Genomic DNA, 21,272 nt, shown 5'->3' with positions numbered 1-21,272 from the left:
TCCGTCGATTTCACCCTCGGGCGCTTCGTCGAGAACCTGACGCTGACCGGCAACGCCAGGGCCGGCACCGGCAACGACCTCGCCAACAAGATCACGGGTAACGTTGCCGACAACGTCATCGTCGGCAACGCCGGCGACGACAAGCTGTATGGTGGAGGAGGGGCCGATACCCTTCGCGGGGGTACCGGTAACGACAAGCTTTACGGTCAGGATGGCAACGACATCCTGGAGGGGGAAGCYAATGCGGATACCCTCGACGGGGGCACGGGCGGAGACGTGATGCGGGGCGGCGCCGGTGCCGACAAGTACGTAGTCGAGGACAGCGGCGACGTGGTGGACCAATGCGGATACCCTCGACGGGGGCACGGGCGGAGACGTGATGCGGGGCGGCGCCGGTGCCGACAAGTACGTAGTCGAGGACAGCGGCGACGTGGTGGACGAGGCCTATGGGCAGGACGTAGATGACGGCGCGGTAGACAGCGTGACTACCTCCGTCGATTTCACCCTCGGGCGCTTCGTCGAGAACCTGACGCTGACCGGCAACGCCAGGGCCGGCACCGGCAACGACCTCGCCAACAAGATCACGGGNCTCCGTCGATTTCACCCTCGGGCGCTTCGTCGAGAACCTGACGCTGACCGGCAACGCCAGGGCCGGCACCGGCAACGACCTCGCCAACAAGATCACGGGCAACGTTGCCGACAATCGCCTTGAAGGCGACTCAGGCAACGACACCCTGATCGGCGGTGGCGGGCGCGACGTGCTCTACGGGGGAGCGGGCAATGACGTTCTAACGGGTGGGGACGGCGCGGACATATTCGAGTTCAGCCGGGCGGACGCCACAAGCACTGACCGGGTCACGGATTTCTCCGTGGCCGCGGGCGATCGGGTCAGCTTCGATGCGTCGGGATTCGGCCTGTCCCTCGGCCAGGGTCTCGATGCGCTCGGTGCTTTGGCGGCGGATCGGTTCGAGTTTGGAACGACTGCGTCCAAGGGACACGCGGAGTTCTTCTTCAATACGAAATCCAAGACACTCTACTGGGACGCGGACGGTAATGCGGGACATGAAATCGCCGTCGCTTCTTTCTCGAACGCAGTCGACCTGACGCACCACAGCTTCGTGATCGTGTGAATTATCGGAGCGCAGGTTTGGAACACGGCATTAAGCGGGTCGGCGATGCCGGCCCGCTTAATGCCATTCAGGTGGCGACGTGCCCCGGGGTCCTTGACGGGCGTCCTACGGTCCAGGGTACACCCTCGGAGGGTGCCGCGGGCGATGCCGCGTGACCCCGACCGAACCGACTACCGATCGGCAATCATCCGTCGATAGACCGCGATCATATCCACGACGAGTCGGTCGGGTGCGAAACGCTCCCACGCATCCTCCCGCGCCCGCCGCGTCATCGCCCCCCCGTTCTCCGTTAGCGCCGTAGTCATCGCGCGGGCCAGCGCCACGGCGCTGCGTGGCTCCACAATGAAGCCGGTCTCCCCGTCCTTGAGCGCGTCCCTGATTCCACCGACATCGGTCGCGACCACAGAGATGCCGAGGTACAAGGCCTCGAGCACGACGACGCTCAGGGACTCGTTCGAAACCGAGGGCAGGACGACGAGATCCATTGCCTTCATCCAGCGCTCGACGTTGTGTTGATGACCGACGAAACGCAGGTGTTCCGAGACGCCCCGCGCTTGCGCTAAACTGACCAAGTGCTGGGCGTACGACACTTTGTCCTCGAACTGAGGACCGCCGACGATCCAGAACTTGGCGTCCGGATAGACGTCGATCAGCAGCGGAACGGCGTCGATCAGGTAGTTCTGTCCCTTACGCGGCTCCAGGACGCCGAAGATCCCGATATGCGGTCCGGGCCCCCGGGCATCCTCACACGGTACCACCTCCGCCCGCGTGAAATCGTAATCTACGGCATTCTTCACGACCTGCGCCTTGGCCGGATCGCCACCGGCATTGCGCAAGAGATCCAGCCCCGCCGACGATGCGCAAACGATGCGATCGGCGAACCTAGCGGCAACCTTCAGGGCGATCAGGTCGAAGATGCGCCCCGGGGGTCCCTCATGCAGATGGAGCAGCAGTGGCACCTTGTGGCGGCGGCAACTCGAACAGGCATACAGCACCATGACCGGGTGGTGGGCATGGACCAGATCGACCGTTCCTCCCACGAGGATCGTTTCGATCTGTCGATGCGCCCGCCAGACCTCGGCAATGTACCCGAGAAGCCGCAACGGATTGTAGGTTCCCCGCATCCTGTTCCACGAACAGGGCACGTATCGAACCGACCTTCTACGCGCCTCCTCGGGAAAATTTCCATCCGGGCAAGCCAGGACCGGTTCCCAGTTTTTCTTATGAAGGCCCGCGAGAATCGTCAGTGCAATACGCTCGGCTCCACCAATAAAGCCGACCCGGGCAACGTGTAAAACACATGGGCCACGGGCGACTACACTGTCATTCATTCATCGCCTCACCCTCGAGCCGCTTCCCCTAATCCCACTGATACGCCAAGGGCTGCGCCCTCTACAAGGGCCTGTAGCTCCGAAGGAGAGCAGGACCGCCTCAAATGGGGGAGAGCGAAAAGCGGATCATCAATCGCATACTGGCTCCTCGTGCGAATGCTGGTCTCCCTACGAATGAACGACGGCTTGAAACAGTCGAGATGCGCATTGCGAAATCACGATCGCCAGTCCGAATTCATATGGCGTCATCATAGAATCGATCTTGTTAGTAAAGTTATCATTAAAGCTCGGCCGCAACTGGAGATCCAAGCAGCCGAACTCCCAAGGCTCGATGCGTGTCACTCCGCTCATGCTAGCTCACCGTAGCACCGTGCGTAGCCGTGCGATCCGGACATTCGAGGCGTTCGTGGCGCTCAAGCACGAAGCCTCGTCCGGTAGAGTTCGAGGAGACTATCGGTCCAACTGGCCGGATCCGAGGCGATTTGCGGAATTTCGCCAAACGCCTTGCGGCTCATGCGGGCGACGGCTTCGTCGTCGGCCATCAGCGTCGCCAAGGTGGCCCCGAATTCCGAGGTCTCGAACGGGTTGGCGGATGCTCCTACGCCCAGGCGATCAATCTCCTCCGCCAGGAGTGCATCCCGGGCAACGACGACCGGGAGCCCGCTCCAGAGGGCTTCAATCAGGACGAGGCCGAAGGGTTCTGGATATCGGCTCGTCATGAGGAGGAGACGGGCATCGCTCACGAGGCGGCCGATGTCCTCCCGGGTCTGCCAGCCCGCAAATTCGACGTTCGGATGGGCCTGCGCAATCTGAGCGCGCAGCGGTCCGTCGCCGATGATCTGAAGCGCCGTTCCAGCGGCCGCGGCGGCGGCGGCGGCGAGGTCCGGTCCCTTCTCGTGGTCTAGGCGGCCGATGAAGACGGCCTTGCGGTTGTGCTCCGCGCGGACCCTATCTGTGCGGAAGGGGACGACGGGGTTGCGCAGGACGACGATGTTCCTCTCGGCTAAGCCACCCAACGTCAGGAGCGGCACCATGCCCTCGTGGATTGCAACGATCGGCACGTCGCGCATGTGGCGGTGACGCAGATAATTGGCAACCGCCTGGCGTGCCACGCGCCAGATCTTCTGAGCGTAGTTCCGCTTGTCGCAATTCGTCGTCAGACAATCCCCCCCAAGCGGCACGCGCCGGCACGCTTCGTTTTTAGGAAAGACCGTGAAACCACCGTTCGGGCAGACCAGGAAGAAGTCGTGCGCCGAAACCACGACTCTCCGACGGACGGGCCCGAGAGCCGCGAAGACAGAAGGGGAAAGGATCTTCGACCAGCCATGGAGGTGATAGACGACGCCCGGCCCGTCGTTCGCTTCGATCCAGGCACCGATGATCATCTCGGCGCGCCTGTTGTAGAGCCCCTTCACAAGGCTCGCGGCGGGGGGAGCCACAGTCAGCGCTTGGCCGCCGGCAGCCACGATCTCCACGCCCATCGCGACGAGTTCGGGATTAGCTCCGCCGTCACCGACGATCATGGTGACGGGAACGTCACGCTCTCGAAACCACCGGATTGACGCGATCGCGAGGCCGGTAGCGCCCCCCTTCGCCACCGACGCATCGTTGAGGACCACCACTCGGGACGGCTGTCGAACACAATTCGTCATGTGGCGAGGAAGGTCTCGTGCGCGGTATGAGTATCGGCGAAGCCGGTTGCAACGGACGGCCGGGCCGGTCGAGAATTGTTATGCGCGATACCTTCACCCCCGTCCATGGTAGCGGCGTATCTTCAATCCACGGATATCGTGCCAGTCTGCGAGGAGTGAACGTCCGCTCCGCGTGACCGACGTGGCGTTTGTGGAGCGATGACGTAATGGGCCGAGCGCCACCTAGGATACCGCGAACGCCGCCCGGTCGATCACAGCAAGCGGCCCTACCGAGCGTTAATGGTTCTGGCAATGTCGGCCTGCGCCTTGCCTGGACCGGACACACGCTTCTCGTGTAAGAAATCGTCTTCGCGCGCTGCGCGGACTACCGTGAGGGGGTTCGTTCGCGCACTCGGCAGTTGGCCGCCTGAATTCGGTCGATAAGGAGCGTGCGTCGCTTGGGGGACATCGGATTGACGATTGCGATTGCACACGATTGGATTCCAGCCTTCCAAGGCCGTGAGCGCGTCGTTTCAGAAAGTTGCGAGGCCTATCCCGAAGTGGCTATTTTCACGCTTCTCGACTTCGCGACGGATGATGAGGGTCGGACGCATTTCGAAGGCATCACGTTTCAGACGTCTGTGATGGACTGTTTAAAGTGTGAGCTACGAGACGCATTCAAAGAAACCTCTATTTTGGTCCGCGCTTGACCGACATGCGTATTTGCATCGTAATCCCGACTTATGGACGCAAGTCCGTTCTGTCCTCGTTGCTCGCGCAACTGGAACAGCAGCACAGGCCGCCCGACGAAGTCGTTATCTCCGCCCCCGATGCGGGTCATGTCGAGCGTCTTACAGCGGAGAAATTTCCGCTCACGTATCTGTACGGCCGTACTGGCCTCTGCGCCCAACGCAATCGGGCCTTGGATGACGTGTCGGACCGATGCGACGTCGTCACGTTCTTCGATGACGATTTCGTCCCGGCTAAGGATTATCTGGCCGTTCTGGAGGCAGCGTTCCGTGAACATCCGGATTGGGCCGCCGTGACAGGCAACGTCGTTCTCGACGGAGCGCGAAACGCCGGGGTGGCCCTAGAAGACGCGCTGAACGCCGTGGCACAGGCTCCCGCGGGGCCGTACGACCAGATCATCCGCGAGCGGGAGGGTGCCTACGGCTGCAACATGTCGTTCCGCACAGCCATGATCGCAGGGCGTCGCTTCGACGAGGCGCTGCCCCTGTACGGCTGGCTGGAGGACATTGATTTCTCCAGCCAGATGGCGACCCGGGGCAAGGTCGTATGGATCAGCAACCTCGTCGGTGCCCATCTCGGGGTCAAGGGCGGCAGGTCGAGCGGCGTCCGGCTCGGGTACTCGCAGGTCGTCAACCCGCTCTACCTAATCCGCAAGGGCACGCTCAGCTTGCGCTTCGGGCTCCAGCTTTTGATCCAGAACGTTGGTTCCAACATCGCGCGCAGCGTTTCACCAGAACCCTACGTCGACCGGCGGGGACGTCTGCGCGGAAATCTCCTCGCCGTCGCCCATCTGCTGCGCCTGCGCCTCGATCCGACCCATATCCTCAAGCTCTGAGGAACGGCAGACACGCCACCCGCTCGCGGAAAGCGGATGGCGTAAGACTTATCCTATTTGCGATGCCGATCGCCTCTGGCCCGCCAGTCGGAAATCGCACGGGCCGAGGCAGATGTGGGGGGAGGGCGATCTCGGCCGGGGCACCGGCTAATACCAATCCTCGTTGAGCGAGACTCACGCGGGGTATCGTCGATATCCGGTTCATGATTCTGTCCTCTGGTTTTGGAGCCTGAGGAGGATGCGATGGCTGCTCCGGTACCGCTGCGGTCGGATTTTGATGCTGAGACCCTGCGCGTCCTGGCCAAGAGGTCGCGTGACCCGGCCCAGACCCGCCGCCTGTTTGGCGCTGTCCGTGATCGCCGCGGGCGGTATGCGCTCGGAGGCGGCCGAGAACGGCGGGGTGGAGTTGCAGACGGTGCGTGATTGGGTCGTGACCTTCAACACCGATGGCCCGGGCGGGCTGAACGACGGCAAGGCCCCGGGTGCCCGTCCGCGCCTGAACGTCGACCAGCGCGAGGTTCTCAGGACCCTGGTCGAACAGGGGCCGACGCCCGCCGCCCACGGCGTGGTGCGCTGGCGCTTGTACGATCTGGCCCAGATCCTGTGCGAGGATCACGGCGTGTCGGTCTCTGAGCAAACCTTGAGCCGAGTCTTACGGGCGATGGGCTACGCAAACTCTCGGCTCGCCCGCGCCATCACGCCCAGGACCCAGACGCCGCAGCTGTTTTCAGAAAGGTTTCCCCGACCGTTTGGCGCAGATCGCGCAGGCTGTCGGGGCTAAGCCTGTAGAGATTTGGTTCTGCGACGAGGCCCGTGTCGGCCAGAAGAACACGCTCACCCGACGCTGGGCCAATCGTGGAACGCGTCCCTCGGCCCCGAAGGATCACCGCACGGCCTTGGCCTAAATCTTCCGGAGCGATCTGTCGGGCCCGGGGCGTCGGCGCAGGCTTGGTCATGCCCCGCTGCACCACCGAGGCCATGGCCCATTGCTTCGAAGAGATCGCAGCGACCGTCGCTCCGGGTGCCCACGCCGCGCTCCTGCTTGACCAAGCCGGCTGGCACACCACCAGGAAGCTGACCGTCCCCGACAACATCACCCTGCTGCCCCTGCCGGCGCGCTCACCCGAACTCAATCCGGTCGAAAACTTCTGGCAGTTCATGTGGGACAACTGGCTCGGCGACCGCGTCTTCCGATCGCATACCGGCATCCTCAGGCACCGTTGCAACACGTGGAACATGATCATTGCTCAGCTATGGACGCATCACGTCCATCGGACTGCCCCAATGGGCTCACGCGTGTTGATCAATTAAAGTTGGTATAACTGCTGACCGATGCGGACCGCGGCGCGTTCGCGTCGGAAGGTGCAGCGAGCCTCGGCGCTCAATCCCGTAAGATGGAGTCCAGCGGAATTTTTATCTCCACAACGTCGCCGGGCAGCATCTCGGTTTCTTCATCGACGCGACTGCTGATCCGCTGCTTCCGGTTCGCCCTTACAAGCGTCAACTCGGGCCGCATCGAACCGGTAAGCAGCTGGGATCGGACGTTGCCAACAACGACGAGCTTTTCCTTGGCGCTCTGCAACTTCGCGCGAAGGGTGGCGACGCGGACGATGACCTCCTCCAGCTCCTTCAAGTTGTCGATCTTGCGCTGGTCGTCGAGGTGTTGGAGTTTACGCGCATTGTCGTCGCGGTCGCGCTCGGATTGCAGTGCCTGCGCGCCCGTCTGCAAAGCGCGCGTCGACGAAAGCAACAGGGCACGCCGAACGTCCGTGAGGCGTCCGGCGGCCGCCAATCCCTTTCCGTAGAGTTCCCGCACGCGCTCTAGATCCTCTGCGTCGGCTTGAAGTCCTTCGGTTTCCTTCTGTTGCTGATCGACGAGTGTCCGCCGACGCTCCTCGGCCTTCGTGACCTGCCGCCGGAGGTAGACCTTCTCGTTCTCGACGTCCGAGAGCGTCGTCGCGAGTTGCTCGACCTCCAGGGAGATCGTATCGCGCGTGATGCCCGGCTGGAGCCCGGGCACATTGTCGGGCTTCACGCCGGCCGCGCCCTGGCCGTTCAGATCGCTGCGCAATCGCTTCTCGCGGGCCTGATTGAACGCCAGTTCCGACGACACCGATGCGAGGTCGCTCCGCAGTTCCGCGAGTTCGACCAGCGGATTATTCGATCGGAGTTTCACCACATCGAAACCGCCCGCGACCGCGACGGCCTGACGGATTGTCATGCCCGGCCGATAGATCTGCTCGCCAGGCTTGGCTACGTCGCCGTTAAGGTAGACGGGCCGATATTCGACCACCTGAACGCTGATCTCGCTCGGGTCGATGAACGAGGTGCTTTCTTTACCTTCTGCGTTCCGCTGCCGAACCGGCTTGCCCGGCATGACTTGCTGAAGCTTGGCGCGCAGATCGGTCAGGGTCAGGTCGCCTGCCACGACCGAACCAACCAGCGGCACCGAGATCTCGCCATCGATGCTCAGGGTCGTCTTCTGTCGCAGATCCGGGTGCCCGGCGATGACGACCTCGACCGTGTCTCCCGATGTCAGCCGATACGCTTCCTGCTCCGCGGCGGCGCAGAGGGACCCTGAGCACAGCAGCGCGACCACGGAGGATCTGAGGAGGGAGGACATTGGATGAACCTAAGAAAAGCGACGCATTCGGTGGTTACGACTCCGCTAAGATCGCAACCGGCTTTCCGTGAAGTTGTATGACCGACCTCACGATGTCACGGGTCGACTCGGAACGACCTGATCAGACGTGACGGGTTTGAGATCCCGATGATATGTTCGAGCCGTTGCTGTGCACAGCTATCTGGACACATCGGAGGTATGGTTCACACGCTGCGTCTGCTGATGTTGGTACCGAAAAATTTACGGCTTTTCAAATGAGCAAGGTAGCGAAATCACCGCTGCAATACGGGCTGGGAACAAGATGCCTCCGCCACGATCGCTTCGTCCAGAACCGCCGCGGCTCGCCCGATCATGGTTCGGGCGTCAACCTGGAGGCGCTCGTGCGTCGCAAGAGGCAGACCGTTTTCGATATCGCGCTTCAGGAGCGCAACGATCGGGGCGACGTTGTCCTGCGTCGCGGACATCGCGCACTCCGCGCGCGCCGTCGCACGAAAGAAGCTCGTGAGCTTCGCGTCCCAGGTGAGTCCAATATGCACCTTGCGATACGCGAATGCGAGAATGTTGGCGTGAAGACGATGACTTACGATACCATCGCACTCCGCGATTGACTTGGCCAACGCCTGGGGATGAAGCGGACGCGGGATACGGGCATGGTTCGAGGCGCCGATCCCGCCGACCTTCGGCATCAGCTGATCGAGATAGATCTCGTCTTCTTCCGCGCCATTCGTGAACCAGGCGATGTCGAAGCCGGCTTTCACGAGACCGACCGCAAGCGAAGCCCAGAAGTCGTCCAGCGTCTTCGCGTCGAAATGCTGGTCAAGCGCGTGATGCGCGAGCACAAGTGGGGCGGCAACGCCAACACCGATCCGGTATCGCTTCCGTGTCATCGACGACAGGGGGGGGACGACTGCATCCATCAGAACGGCCGGATCCCAACACAGCCTTGCCCTGGGGATGTCCGGCTGTGCGAAATGCCGGTCCCACGCGGCCTGCGATTCCGTGTCGCGAACGAAAACCGCGGACAGACTTCCAGCGAATGCCCGCCGGAATAGGCGCGCCGCCTCCGGCGAAAGCGTCTGCGCGACGCCGACGCCATAGACGAGGCAAGGCAGCTTACGGCGCCGGACTTCCCGCATCGCTGCATTCAGCTTCACTGGAAAATTTAGGTCGGTTCCCTGAATTAGCTGTCCGCCGCCGATCACGACGGCGTTCTGCCCGTCCAGACATTTCCTCCAGACCGGCCTCAAGCGAAATTCTGTCAGGGCTCGGAGCAAGACCGAGGACACCGCGTCCCGCAAACTCGGGCTCAGCCGTTGCAGAACTGCCAATACGGTCCCACGATGCCTCAGACCATGTCCGTAAGCGCTCCGCCCGGCAAGGTCGATCGACGTGACGCGTTCTATGGAAGCGTGACGGGCAAGTTCAGTCTCCAACGATTCTGCAATGGCGCCGTCTCCGACATTCGGGCTATACTTGACGTTGAAGATCGCGATCCGGTGACGCAGGCTCGCAAGGGGTCTAGGATCAGACATTGTCAGCGACATTTACCAGGTCCACGAGGATGACTGACATCACATAAATCATAATTTTGTGCAATGTTATAACGTCTACTTGCAAGTGGATTCCATCTTCCATTTAGAATCACGACTCTAGGCCCAAGCTCGAGATCTCAGACCTAATTTCGAAAACCGGATTCGATTGTCTTTTTTAACATGGAAATGAATGTAGGCCAAGGATGGCACAGCGATCAAGGCTTGCGGTTCGAGGGGAAGATAACAGCAATTACGATTATTGTATAATAGTATTGTAATTATATAGAAGCGCATATCATTGTTGGTGCTTGATCTAAAATTGTCTGCCAAACATTTGTGTTTCCGGTCGCTCCTGGGATCGATCTTTCCAAGCCATTGGATTACGGGTCCGGCATCGGCACGCAAATTCGCGCGGGCTGCACGGCCAGGTCGATTTCCCGCTTGGGACGATCCAAGAAAAGGAGCGTTCCTCCAGTCGAGCACCGGCCGCAAGGCACAAACCTTTGCGCGAACTTTAGAAAAGAAGCGGCGGCTTTCTCCCATCCGACTTTTCCGTCGAAGGCGCGCGTAATGGCGGTCACCACATCTGGCCGCACAAGGTGCAGTGCGCCAAGCGTGGTCCTTACTTGTCGCATCGGCTTCGATCGGAACACTCCGGCTTCCGCTTAGCGGTCCCCTCTAAGCGGATCTAAAGATTAACGGCGTCTGCCTTCTGCATGAGCATCAGGTACTGCTCCGCGATGGTTCGCCAGGAAAACCGAGCGACCTGCGCGCGTCCGTCGCAGGCCATCCGTTCGCTGAGGCCGGGCTCCGTGACGATCCGCCGGACCGCCTCGATCCATGCGCCGTCGCTTTCAGGATCTGCATAGAGTGCGGCGTCGCCACAAACCTCAGGGAGGCTCGCGACCGGTGAAACGACGAGCGGGCAACCCCAGGCCATGGCCTCCACCGCCGGGAGGCCGAAACCTTCCATCCGCGTGGGGAAGAGGAAGCAGCGCGCCTCCCGAAGGAGCTGGGCGAGATCGTCGTCCGATACGCGTCCGAGCAGGTGGACGTTCGGCGCGATCCCAGCATCACCCGCGATCGCGACTGCGTCGAATGCGCCGGTGATGTAAAGATCGAGTCCCAACGCACTTAGCGCATCGGCGATGCGAAAGACGAGCTTGGTGTTCTTGTACGGGAGATCCCTCCCGAGCGTCACAACGAACGGCCGAGGTCCGATCGCGATAGTGCCCCGCTCCGGCTGCCATCGCAACGCGTGCTCGTGTCCGTTATACGTCACCATCACCCGCTCGCGGGGCGCGACCCCGTGTGCGGCCAGGGTATCAGCCGCGAAGCGCGAGACCGTCGTCACTGTCGATGCGCGACGACCGACGAACGGCAGGATCACGTCATGGACCAGCCGAAACGCGCGGCCATAGCTCTCTGGCATCAGCTTCGTGTGCAGGTCGTGAATACAGACGATCTGCTTTCGCACCGCGACCGGACCGAGGTTGCAAAAGCTAATCAGCCCGCCCTTAACGTGGCGAGGCAGCTGTATCTGAGACCAGACCTGAGGCAACCGAGGTCGATCAAATTCTGGCACGATCCTAAGTGGGATATTGCGGGGCGCGCCCGTCGCGGGCGGATACGGCGCGATGATCTCGATGGATAGGCCGGCGGCGGACGGATGTCCCTCCGCGAGAAGGGCATCCATTGCCCAAACCGTTTCCCAGGCATACCGGGCGACCCCGGTTGGCTTGAGCGTGATGAAATCACCGTTCAAGGTCCAGGTCCGCGTTGGGCCGGCAACGTTGGCTTTGGCGAATAACACGGGCGATGAGTCGCGCAAAGTCAGCCCTCCTGCTTCTTCTGCATCATGCAAGAATTCACGCCGGTCTCACCCCGATGATGCTCGTCATCCGGCGTGCGAAACCTGTACCGTTCGCAACGGCAATGGCGACAATCTTTTGCACGTTGTCTCGGATGAGCGAACGCACGGGCCCGTGGGACCATCAGTTTTCGATGGTCGCGTTCGCGGGATCGGCGAGGTCGTTCTGAGCGGGCTGCGGCTTTTTCACCGGCGGCTTCGGTCGTGGCCGTGGTGGCACCGGAGAACGCCGGACCTTCGCATCCGTCGCCGCCCGTGCGGCCTCCCCGTCGGCGCTCCGCTTCGGGGCCCCTTGGACCGTGTTAGACGCGGGCGTCTCCGAAGATTGCGGGGGCGCGGCCTGGATCCCCTTCGGCACGGGCATGGTCTCCCGTAGCACGGGCCTAACCTCTTGCGGCGACGCCTTGGTCTCCCGTGGCGCCGCCAGGCCGGGAGGTCCGGGAGGACCCGGTGGGCCCGCTGGTCCGGGGGGACCCGGTGGGCCCGCTGGTCCGGGGGGCCCGGCGGGTCCGCTCTGCGTGTCCTGAGCCGGCACGGCCCCGACGCGCTGCGCCCCCGCGGCATCGGCGGCGGGGCCCTGCTGCCCGCAATTGCTGACCACCGCCTCGTAGACCTTCCCCTCGATCTCGACGCCGACGATGCATCGCACCGGATGATAGATCACCTGAAACTGGTATTTCCCAGCGTCGTCGGACTCCGTGCGAAATCGACCTTCGAGGACGACGCCGGTATGGGCGAGTTCGGTGCTCCCCACGACGTAGAGCTTGCCTAACGCGATTGCCGCTGTAGCGACATCCGAGGTTGCCCACGCGGGCGCCGTAAATCCCCCTGTTCCGACCACGAAAAGTACCGCAGTGAGGCCATTGACGCAGGAGAAACATTTCAAAGCGATGCGCTCACATTTTTGGACAATGACGGAGCCATAGGCGCTACGCTGTAGGCGCACTCAAATCAACCCGAACGCTTCAGGCGGACATAATTGATCATATGCTGTGACATCATCGCTCTGCAAGTTCGTCAGAACTTCCGTCGAATCGAGGGTTGCTGTATCATGAAAGCATCCATAGATCTGGATGTTCGCGCATGGAAAACGGCCATACCCGGAACAAGTAATAACCCATCCCCTTGGGCGGGCCGGAATTCGCGGACTCCCTCGGGGGATGGGTTGAAGCGATATTGATCGGCTGAGCCGCGAGGAGTTGATCGATCCGGTCCGGCAGCTTGGATCTCGGACCGCTAGATGGCTCGGCATGGCAATGCGCCAGCGCACTAGGCCTACCTTGACCATCTCGCCGGCGACGTCGCCTATGTCGCCGAGACCAGCGATGCTCGACATAAGCTCTTGGTGTTCCTCGGCCACACTGGCGCGGTCGAACCGGCCAACAACCGTTCAGAGAAGCTACTGCGCCCGTCCGTAGTCCAGCAGAAAGTCACCAACGGCTACCTCGCGATGGGGGCGGTCGAGGGCGAAGCTACCATACGCACTGTGGTCGATACCGCCCGCCTCACAGGCAATAGCCCCTTCGGCACCATCCTCAAAACCGTCGCCATTTGAACCCTGCGGTCATATGAGGGGTAGTTACCTCCGTCAGACCGGATGGCGCTGACCCAACGATCGGGGACGCTACCGGTGCGCAGTAATGATTCTCTGCGCGCGATCATGCGCGCGGATTCTTCCGGTCCTCAATCGCGTCGAGGACGCGCTGCGTCCAGGTCTCAGGGCTGGGGCCCGCCTCGACCCGGACGTCCCAGGTTTCGGGGGGCACGAAGAGGCGATTCGTATCCGCGAACCGGCCTTCCTTAATCCGGTCGATCCAGACCGTGAACGTCGCTCCGAAGGCCGCGCGCGTCTCTTGCGTCGGACAGATGAAGTCGGCGATGACGTCGACACCGCCCTGCACGATGCGTTCGCACAGCCATCCCATGCGCCGGGCATGTTCGAGGCGGTCTTCCAAGGAATAGCCCAGATCCCTGTAGAGGTGACGGCGCACCTCGTCGGCATTGAGGTGGACACATCCGAGCCGCGCGCGAAGAAGGCGGGCCAAGGTCGTTTTGCCGGCGCCGGGAAGCCCCATGACGAGGATCTTCATACCGCGCCGGAGACCATCGGCCGGGCCTTGCGGATTGTGGGGTAGGGACATCGTCCTCCTCAGATGCGTCTCGCGCGCCGAGCCCTGTGACGGGACAGGGTGCCACCGGGTCGCTCATTCGAACGCGCCCCGGCGCGAAGACCCAGGAGCATTCTCATACCACCGCCAACGCGGTAACCCCGATCCGTTGCTCTTACGCCATAACGTACCATGTCCGTAGCACGCGCAGCGATCCGGACGATGATCGAGGACGGCGTCGGGATCCTTGCTTATCACGCGGCTGTAGCCCTCGTGCCCGGGCTTGGCACCGCCCCGCTTGGCCTGCGCGCGTCTCTCCTTGCGGTCGGTCGCCGGCGGCTTCAAGGAGGTGCGCGAGGTCTTCTCCGGGCGTTGCAGTCGTAACACAAGCTCTATCAGCAGCTCGCGGCTCAACCGCTCAAAATCGCTTCAGCCCATTATACGAAAAAATCAGCGAAATCCGCCCCGCGTAAGGGGGTGGGTAATTACCGAACCAGTCCATCCTTTATCCTTAGCTGCCGTCTCGAGAATCTTCCGTTGTGTTGTATTTGTGGTTGATATCCGAGGCTTGCATCGATGGCCTTGGGTCCCGCAATCCAAGCATCGAGCCGGCGGCGCCTCTACGCGACGTCGCGGCAAACCCGAGACTCCTTCCATTCGTAACAGGCAAACAGCGGCTGCACCCGACACCGAGGCAGCGGGCGCCGGTCACGACCCGAGGCCGACCCGGCCAACTTGGGCGCGGGCTGTCCGCATGAGGCGGGCCATCGAGCGGGACCGCTCAAGACGCAACAAGCCTACTACGATGCCTAATAAAATCTTCTGCTAAAGTTAATATATACTAAATAGAATTTCATAAATTTTTACGATCGGATTACATCTATTCACAAACTTACCAGCCAAGACATTTCTGTATTGGCTAGGTGGTTGAGCACGATGATCCTGGGTACAGCGACGCATTTTTCCCAGGGGTGGAATACGTCCATGATGGGAAGCGCAGCCGTCATCGGCGCGACGGCCATCCGCGATTCTGTGTCGTGGGCCAAGATCGAGACCACCCCCGGCGTCTACGATTTTTCCGATCCGAGCGTCGCTTACGTTCGGAAGGCCCTTGATCAGGGGCTCGATGTCACGCTCGTCTTCTCAGCGACCAACTCGCTCTACGACGGCGGCACCACGCCGAACACGTCGGCGGGTCTGGTAGCCTACGCCAAGTTCGTTACCGCGACCGTGCATCACTTCAAGGGTGTTTCCGCGATCGAGATCGGCAACGAGTTCAACGGCAACAACTTCGTCAGCGGTGTTGTACAGAAGGACAGCTACAGCCTGCGCGACGACCATTACATGGACATCCTCACCGCCGTAGCACGGAGCATCTCGGAGTCCTCCCCTACGGTGAAGATCCTCGGAGGCGCCACCCACTCCATTCCCGTCGCCTACCTCACCGAACTCTTCAACAAGGGTGCGCTGGACCTCATCGACGGCGTAACGATCCACCCCTACACCAGCACGCCCGAGCAGTTGGGGGATCAACTCGACGTGCTTAAGGCGGCGATGGGCGCACACCAGACACCCATCTACGTCACGGAGTTCGGCCAGAACTTTAAGAGTCTAGAGGAGGCCCCCGCCTATCTCGTGAAGATGACCGCCGTTATGGCGGCAGCTGGCGTCGCATCCGCCGACTGGTACGCCCTGCAGGAGCAGAAGTGGTTTCCGAACATGGAACTGGTGGACCGCGCCGGAGCCGTGACGCCGGCCGGCAAAGCGTTTGCATTCATCCAGGATCATCTCCTCAATCTCGGCACGCCGACCAAGATCAGCACCGACAGCGCGACATACGGCTATCTTTTCGGTCGCAGCACGCTCGTGATCTGGGGCGAAGATCAGACGATCGAGCTGACCGGGCCGACCACCTACTATAAGGCGTCGGGCGAGAAGATCGAGCATTTCGACGGCAAAATCGCTTTCGGCGAGCCAATCATCGCTATCTCTGAGACGCCGATCGTGGCAGGCGAGACGTTCTTCTCCACCGGGACCGGCATCGTCGCCGACAGTCTGCACGATTTCGACGTCAGCAACGCCAAGGGCTCGGCGGCCGGTTTCGAGGGATACTGGTCGTACTATCAGCTGAGCGGCACCGGCGTTATGACCCCGCTTTACACGATGTCGGGCGGCGCGCGGGCCGACGAGCCCTGGACACCCTACATCGGCACCGAGGGCCTGCGCCCCTTGCGGGTCGACGCGGCCTCGGTAAATCCGGTCGATTTCGGCAACGGCCATACGCCGTCGGCCAAATACGCGGTGGTGGAGCGCTTCACCGCCAAGACAGCCGACGACCTGCGCATCGTCGGCCACTGGGACGTCTCGGACAAGTCGACGGACGGAGCCGACCTGAAGATCCTGCACAACGGCAAGGCGATCTACCGCTCGGTCATATTCGATCCCCTGAACGGCAACGTCCTCGATCTCAATCTTGAGCACATCGCCGTCTCGGCCGGTGACACAATCGACTTCGTCTTTGGCAGCAACACCTCCAGCACCGGCGGCGACCTCACCGCGCGCCGGATTACAATCCTGAGCGAAAGCCCGCTCGCCACCCTGCCGGAGGCTGGCGACGACGCCCCGTCGCCGTCGCCTCCCAGGACCGAGATCCGCGCGGGTAACACCGTCGAGGGCACGCTCGGCAAGGATGTCCTGACGCCGTCGAAATTCGTGCTCGGCCGCACGGCGGTCACGCACTACGACGATACGCTGTACGGGCGCGACGGCGACGACCGCCTCGACGGTGGCGCCGGCGCCGATCGGATGTACGGTGGCGCCGGTAAAGACACCTACACCGTCGACAACGTCTTGGACCGGGCCATCGAGATCCAGAGCGACGGCTCCGATGAGGGCGGCGTCGATCTCGTAAAAGCTAGCGCCGATTTCACCCTGGAGCGCTACGTTGAGAAACTTACGCTGACCGGCACGACCGACATCAACGGCATGGGCAACAACATGGCCAACTCGATCAAGGGCAATGCCGGATCCAACATTCTGCGGGGCGAGGACGGCGCCGACAAGCTCTACAGCGGCGACGGCGACGACCGGCTCTACGGCGGCGAGGGACACGACCACATGGATGGCGGCGCGGGCGCAGACGCGATGTTCGGCGGCGCGGGCAACGACACCTATGTCGTGGATGACCTGCGCGACACCGTCGACGAAGACGACGACCCCACCGGTATCGACCTTGTCAAGAGTTCGGTACCCTTCGCGCTGGGCAAGAACATCGAGAACCTCACGCAAACGGGCACCGCGGCGATCGACGGCCGGGGCAACGAACTCGCCAACAAGATCACGGGGACCGTCGCCGGCAACACCATCAACGGCGGCGCCGGTGACGATACCCTGTCCGGCGGCGGCGGTGCGGACGTCCTCTTTGGCGATACCGGCAACGACACGCTGTCCGGTGGCGCGGAGGGCGACACCCTCTACGGTGGCGCGGGCAATGACAGGCTCGACGGGGGAGCCGGTGCGGACGCGATGCACGGCGGCACGGGCAACGACACCTACATCGTCGTCGATCTCAGCGACACCGTCGGTGAGATCGACGACGCCACCGGCGTGGATAGCGTCAGCAGTTCCGTCTCGTTCGCCCTCGGCCTGAACGTCGAGAACCTATCGCTGACCGGCACGGCCGCCGTGGACGGCACCGGCAACGCCCTGGCGAACAAGATCGCCGGCAACGCCGGCGCCAATGCTCTGAGCGGTGGCGGCGGCAACGACAGACTCTCGGGGGGCGCGGGCGACGACGTGCTGGCGGGTGGCGCCGGGCTCGATATTCTCACCGGCGGCGTGGGGGCCGACACCTTCGTCTTCAGCCAGGCCAGCGCCACGAGCACCGACAAGGTGAGTGACTTCTGCTCAGCTGAGGGAGACCGCCTTATGTTCCAGGCCTCCAATCTTGACCTCGACCTCGGCCACGGCTTGGATCCCGACGGAACGCTAAGCGCCGACTATTTTGCGATTGTATCGGGAAAGACGATGCAATCCACGCAGAACCATGGCCAATTCTTGTTCAACGTAATGAGCAAAACGCTGTTCTGGGATGCAGATGGTGATTCGGGTGGGTCGCAATCGCAAGCTGCCGTTGCAATTGCGAGCTTCAATTTCGCATCAGACATCATCGCAAAAAATCTTCTTGACGGCTGGGATTTTGGATTTCAATAAATCCACAATTCCTGGGTCTGCCTACCAATTGTCTCTATCGCACAAAAGACTTTGGAAATAATATTCTAATATGGATGCACATCAGAATACGCTGACATATCTAAATTAAAGCAACACCAAAACTTATGATGAAGACACCATCATCTGAGAGGCCCGGGAAAAATTCCCGAGCCACTTAGATAATTTAACGACGACTCATATAATCCAAACTAATATAGCTGCTAAACCCCAAAAATCATGTCGGTTGGCAGCGGAACACCGTCGGCTGCATCAATTAGATCCCTCAACTCGGCGTAATCCAAGCTAAAGGTCTTATTATTATCTCCGGTTACCGGGTCAATGTTGCGGAATGTGAAGGATTCTGCGCCATAAAAGGTAACCGCGGCTCCGTCGGTGGTTCCGATGTAGTGAATTTTTATCCCACCGTCTGATCGCAGTGTAAACTCATAGTCAGAAATTTGGTTAGCAAGATAAACTTGGTCGTTGTCGCCCAAGCCATCAGTTTGTTTATCGCCGAACTTTACAATACCATTGACATCTTCTGTAGCCTTGAGGAGAAGGTTGCCATTAGTATCAAAGGTATCAGCGCCTGCGCGAGCTCCTTCAGCTCCGTTCCAGCGAAAAAGGTCGTTCCCCGATCCCGTATTGATAACTTGATCCGAGTCTTTTTGAAGATCGGAAATCGTGATTACATCGTTACCACTCGATCCAGACACCTTGACCGATTCGCCAGAGCCTTTCGACGTGGCAAAGCTGTAACCCTTTGTTGGGGTCACATCACCACCGGGCGACGCCTCAGGAGCGCTGGGGAATGCTGCAGAATCAAGTCTGACTGCCATTTTGTAACTCCAATTCTCGAAGAAGCGAACGCTTCTGATTAACAGGTTCTAAACGACGCGGCAAAGTATATTGCTAAATTTACCGCATTTTTGCTTATTCTAGATCATGATCCTCAAGAATAAAAAAATTACACATTGTTATCTTGAGTACTTAAGCTAGAATTTTCTATCAAAAAATCGATTTTTAAGGCTGCATAAGACGATCTGAAGGTGATTTAGTTGATAATCTTCTTCGGCAAAATCAATAACTACCCTTCTGACGAAGAACCGCCGGGACGGTCTTGAACAGGATCGCGACATCGCGGCTGAGGTTCCAGCCCTGGGCGTAGCTGAGATCAAGGGCAACGCGATCGCTGTACGCGATTTCGCTCCGGCCACTAACCTGCCACATGCCAGTGATGCCCGGGGGGACCGAGAAGCACTGCGCAAACGCTTCGCCGTAGCGCGCGACCTCAGCCTCTACGATGGGACGGGGTCCGACCAGACTCATCTCGCCCCAGAGAACGTTAAAGAGCTGCGGCAGCTCATCGAGGCTGCTCTTGCGCAGGAACTTCCCCAGTGCCGTGACGCGCGGATCGTCGACGAGCTTGTGGTTCAGCGCCCACTCGACGCGGGCATCGGCATTCTCTTCCAGGTGCCGGCGCAGGACCTCGTCTGAGTTGCTCACCATCGAGCGAATCTTCAGGCACGAGAAATACGTGCCGTTGCGACCAATTCGGCGGTGCTTGAAGATCGGCGAGCGGCCGTCGCTGAGCCAGACCGCGGCACATAGCAGACCGAGAAGAGGCAGGAGCGTCAGGATCGAGACTGCAGAAACAGCGATGTCGATGCCGCGCTTACCAATCAGACCCAGTGGCTTGCTGCGGATTGGAAAAGCACCCGAAACCAACCTCGGCATCTTCCGCGAAAATAAATCGTCGATGCGAACAAGATTGCTCATATTCAATAACAACTTAAATTGAGTGCGGGTCGGTAGTAGTTTCTTAACTGTGTTCACAAGCAAGTCAAGCCCGGATCGGCATCTCCCGACCGTGGCGCAGCGCGCTGGTACGACGATGTCTACTTAGAAGCTCAAAATTTTTGCTTATCTGGAAAACTCTAAACTTTGTAACGACTGCGTTTATTACGCGAAATCGGACTTGGCCCGTTGTTAGCCCATGCTCGGCGCTCGGCCCCGATCAGCGGGAAGGCTCGGCGATACGACGCGGAGCACCGGCGATTTTCACCGTGAATGGGCAGGATCATGCATTTATTGAACCCGTCGCCGAAGGCGATGGCGTGCCTGGGTCCATTCGTTAGATGCAGTGCACAAGAGGGATGTTAGCGGCAGTCCATGAATCCAGGGGACCGACTGTCTCTCGAACGCGGCGGGCGAGCGGCGATCAAGATAACGCCTATCTTACGGAATCGTTCCGTCAGGCAGGGGGCCTAGATGACGAGGGTCGTACTAACTACGAACATCGCTTGAGTGCTCGACGGAACGACAGAACATTTGGTTTGCTTGTCGCACATCGATGGGGCAACATCTCCCCTACCAGTCTGGCACGCTCGATCGCCGAAGCAATTCTGATCGTTCGGCGACACGTATGCTTGCCGATTCGGAGCGTGCAGCGCCAGATGTTATTAGACACCTGTCGGCAGAGCCCGCGCCACGCTAGCGGAGACGCATCCTTTAGATGTTTTAGCAACTCCAGTTACGCTTGAGCGCTAAAAGCGCGCCCGCGAGACCGGCAGACACGCTCGCGCCGAGCGATGCGCCGACGAGTGCCGCGAGGCCTCCCCATTCCAGAAGCCCAAAGAAGCTGACGATTCCTCCAATGATGGCACTGGCGAGAATCAAAGGCATGACATGTCGGGTCCTTTCTCAGGGTAATAATTCTACAGCCGCAGCTGCTATTTGGACAGGCGCTTACCCTTTGATCCTGGGTTGCTTAAATCGGCGACGTTGTAACTATAAGGGGGTTAATCCTCCATGAAATATTGGGCGTGCATTAGGTAAATGAAATAAAATTCTGATAAATTTGGGGTGTACAATAAATTATTTTTGCATTTTTCAAGTTTACAAATTTTTAGGTTACCCCGGTAGATGCGTTGTTGCAGACTTGTTGAATTTTAATTTACCTTTACTTTTAAAAACTCTGCAGGCGAGCTTTCCACCGGAGAAGTACTCCCTCGCCGTGTAAGGCATGTGATCAATCGGTAGTGTCGCGACAAAATTGATCGGCATCGCGGCGTCGACCCGAACCCAATCGGCGATCGGGACTATCCAGGTCGGACCGTGCGGTGCGACACTTGCGCCGGACATCGCTGCTTAAGCTGGTTGAATTTCTCGATATGTATTGCGCAGCCGCACAACGGTTAACGCTGCCTTAAAGCTTCAATCGACACTCCACCCGCCCTGTGCCATAGCG

General features: G+C 60.4%; 13 protein-coding genes and 3 pseudogenes. 6 read left to right on the top strand and 10 right to left on the bottom strand.

Annotated elements, in window-relative coordinates; translation table 11 throughout:
* Positions 1–36 precede the first annotated feature (36 nt).
* Together ASF32_RS24595 and ASF32_RS26880 are read left to right on the top strand one after the other, a co-directional pair.
* Entirely contained in the window at positions 37–465 is a 429-nt protein-coding gene (locus ASF32_RS24595; RefSeq protein ID WP_348271426.1) for a calcium-binding protein, read from the top strand.
* Between the two features lie 161 nt (positions 466–626).
* Positions 627–1,130: a hypothetical protein gene (locus ASF32_RS26880; RefSeq protein WP_082490428.1), complete on the top strand. Its 504-nt coding sequence runs from the start codon at positions 627–629 to the stop codon at positions 1,128–1,130.
* A gap of 170 nt (positions 1,131–1,300) precedes the next feature.
* Here ASF32_RS26880 and ASF32_RS14125 read toward each other — a convergent pair whose 3' ends face one another.
* Complete coding sequence (locus tag ASF32_RS14125; protein WP_082490427.1) at positions 1,301–2,461, bottom strand: glycosyltransferase family 4 protein; 1,161 nt, start codon at positions 2,459–2,461, stop codon at positions 1,301–1,303.
* A gap of 413 nt (positions 2,462–2,874) precedes the next feature.
* On the bottom strand, positions 2,875–4,113 hold the full coding sequence (locus tag ASF32_RS14120) for a glycosyltransferase family 4 protein (protein ID WP_056429501.1): 1,239 nt from the start codon (positions 4,111–4,113) through the stop codon (positions 2,875–2,877).
* Positions 4,114–4,807: 694 nt separating this feature from the next.
* Here ASF32_RS14120 and ASF32_RS14110 point away from each other — a divergent pair.
* Positions 4,808–5,677 carry a glycosyltransferase family 2 protein gene (locus ASF32_RS14110; protein ID WP_056429518.1) on the top strand — a complete coding sequence of 290 codons (870 nt, stop codon included), beginning with the start codon at positions 4,808–4,810 and terminating at the stop codon, positions 5,675–5,677.
* Positions 5,678–5,880: 203 nt separating this feature from the next.
* Positions 5,881–6,980, top strand: a pseudogene (locus tag ASF32_RS24590) (IS630 family transposase).
* A 78-nt stretch (positions 6,981–7,058) separates the two neighbouring features.
* On the opposite strand, the gene ASF32_RS14095 reads toward ASF32_RS24590, so the two are convergent.
* From ASF32_RS14095 to ASF32_RS14085, 3 genes are all read right to left on the bottom strand, one after another.
* Positions 7,059–8,300: a polysaccharide biosynthesis/export family protein gene (locus tag ASF32_RS14095; protein WP_082490426.1), complete on the bottom strand. Its 1,242-nt coding sequence runs from the start codon at positions 8,298–8,300 to the stop codon at positions 7,059–7,061.
* A 272-nt stretch (positions 8,301–8,572) separates the two neighbouring features.
* A complete protein-coding gene (locus ASF32_RS14090; RefSeq protein WP_082490425.1) occupies positions 8,573–9,844 on the bottom strand; it encodes a polysaccharide pyruvyl transferase family protein in 1,272 nt (423 codons plus the stop codon).
* Between the two features lie 676 nt (positions 9,845–10,520).
* A complete protein-coding gene (locus tag ASF32_RS14085) occupies positions 10,521–11,597 on the bottom strand; it encodes a glycosyltransferase family 1 protein (protein WP_156467830.1) in 1,077 nt (358 codons plus the stop codon).
* A 1,327-nt stretch (positions 11,598–12,924) separates the two neighbouring features.
* Here ASF32_RS14085 and ASF32_RS26540 point away from each other — a divergent pair.
* Positions 12,925–13,257: pseudogene (locus tag ASF32_RS26540) on the top strand (IS66 family transposase); the annotation flags it as partial.
* Between the two features lie 103 nt (positions 13,258–13,360).
* Here ASF32_RS26540 and ASF32_RS14070 read toward each other — a convergent pair.
* Positions 13,361–13,843 (bottom strand): adenylyl-sulfate kinase, encoded by a 483-nt coding sequence (locus ASF32_RS14070; protein WP_244483649.1) that lies wholly within the window; start codon positions 13,841–13,843, stop codon positions 13,361–13,363.
* Between the two features lie 168 nt (positions 13,844–14,011).
* A pseudogene (locus tag ASF32_RS24580) lies at positions 14,012–14,224 on the bottom strand (IS66 family transposase); the annotation flags it as partial.
* Positions 14,225–14,746: 522 nt separating this feature from the next.
* On the opposite strand from ASF32_RS24580, the gene ASF32_RS14065 reads away from it, so the two are divergent.
* The gene (locus ASF32_RS14065; protein ID WP_210166859.1) at positions 14,747–18,022 is read left to right on the top strand and encodes a calcium-binding protein; all 3,276 of its coding nucleotides are present in this window, start codon (positions 14,747–14,749) and stop codon (positions 18,020–18,022) included.
* A gap of 221 nt (positions 18,023–18,243) precedes the next feature.
* On the opposite strand, the gene ASF32_RS25405 is transcribed toward ASF32_RS14065, so the two are convergent.
* The 3 genes from ASF32_RS25405 to ASF32_RS25400 all read right to left on the bottom strand — a co-directional run bounded on the left by ASF32_RS25405 (position 18,244) and on the right by ASF32_RS25400 (position 20,707).
* Positions 18,244–18,861, bottom strand: a complete 618-nt coding sequence (locus ASF32_RS25405) for a hypothetical protein (RefSeq protein WP_156467827.1) — start codon at positions 18,859–18,861, stop codon at positions 18,244–18,246.
* Between the two features lie 241 nt (positions 18,862–19,102).
* Entirely contained in the window at positions 19,103–19,801 is a 699-nt protein-coding gene (locus tag ASF32_RS14055) for a sugar transferase (RefSeq protein ID WP_082490422.1), read from the bottom strand.
* Positions 19,802–20,542: 741 nt separating this feature from the next.
* A complete protein-coding gene (locus ASF32_RS25400; protein ID WP_156467826.1) occupies positions 20,543–20,707 on the bottom strand; it encodes a hypothetical protein in 165 nt (54 codons plus the stop codon).
* Between the last annotated feature and the right edge of the window lie 565 nt (positions 20,708–21,272).

This window comes from Methylobacterium sp. Leaf91 (assembly GCF_001422815.1).
Lineage (GTDB): Bacteria > Pseudomonadota > Alphaproteobacteria > Rhizobiales > Beijerinckiaceae > Methylobacterium.
Note: the sequence above shows the minus strand (reverse complement) of the source record. Positions and strands in the feature narration are given on the sequence as shown.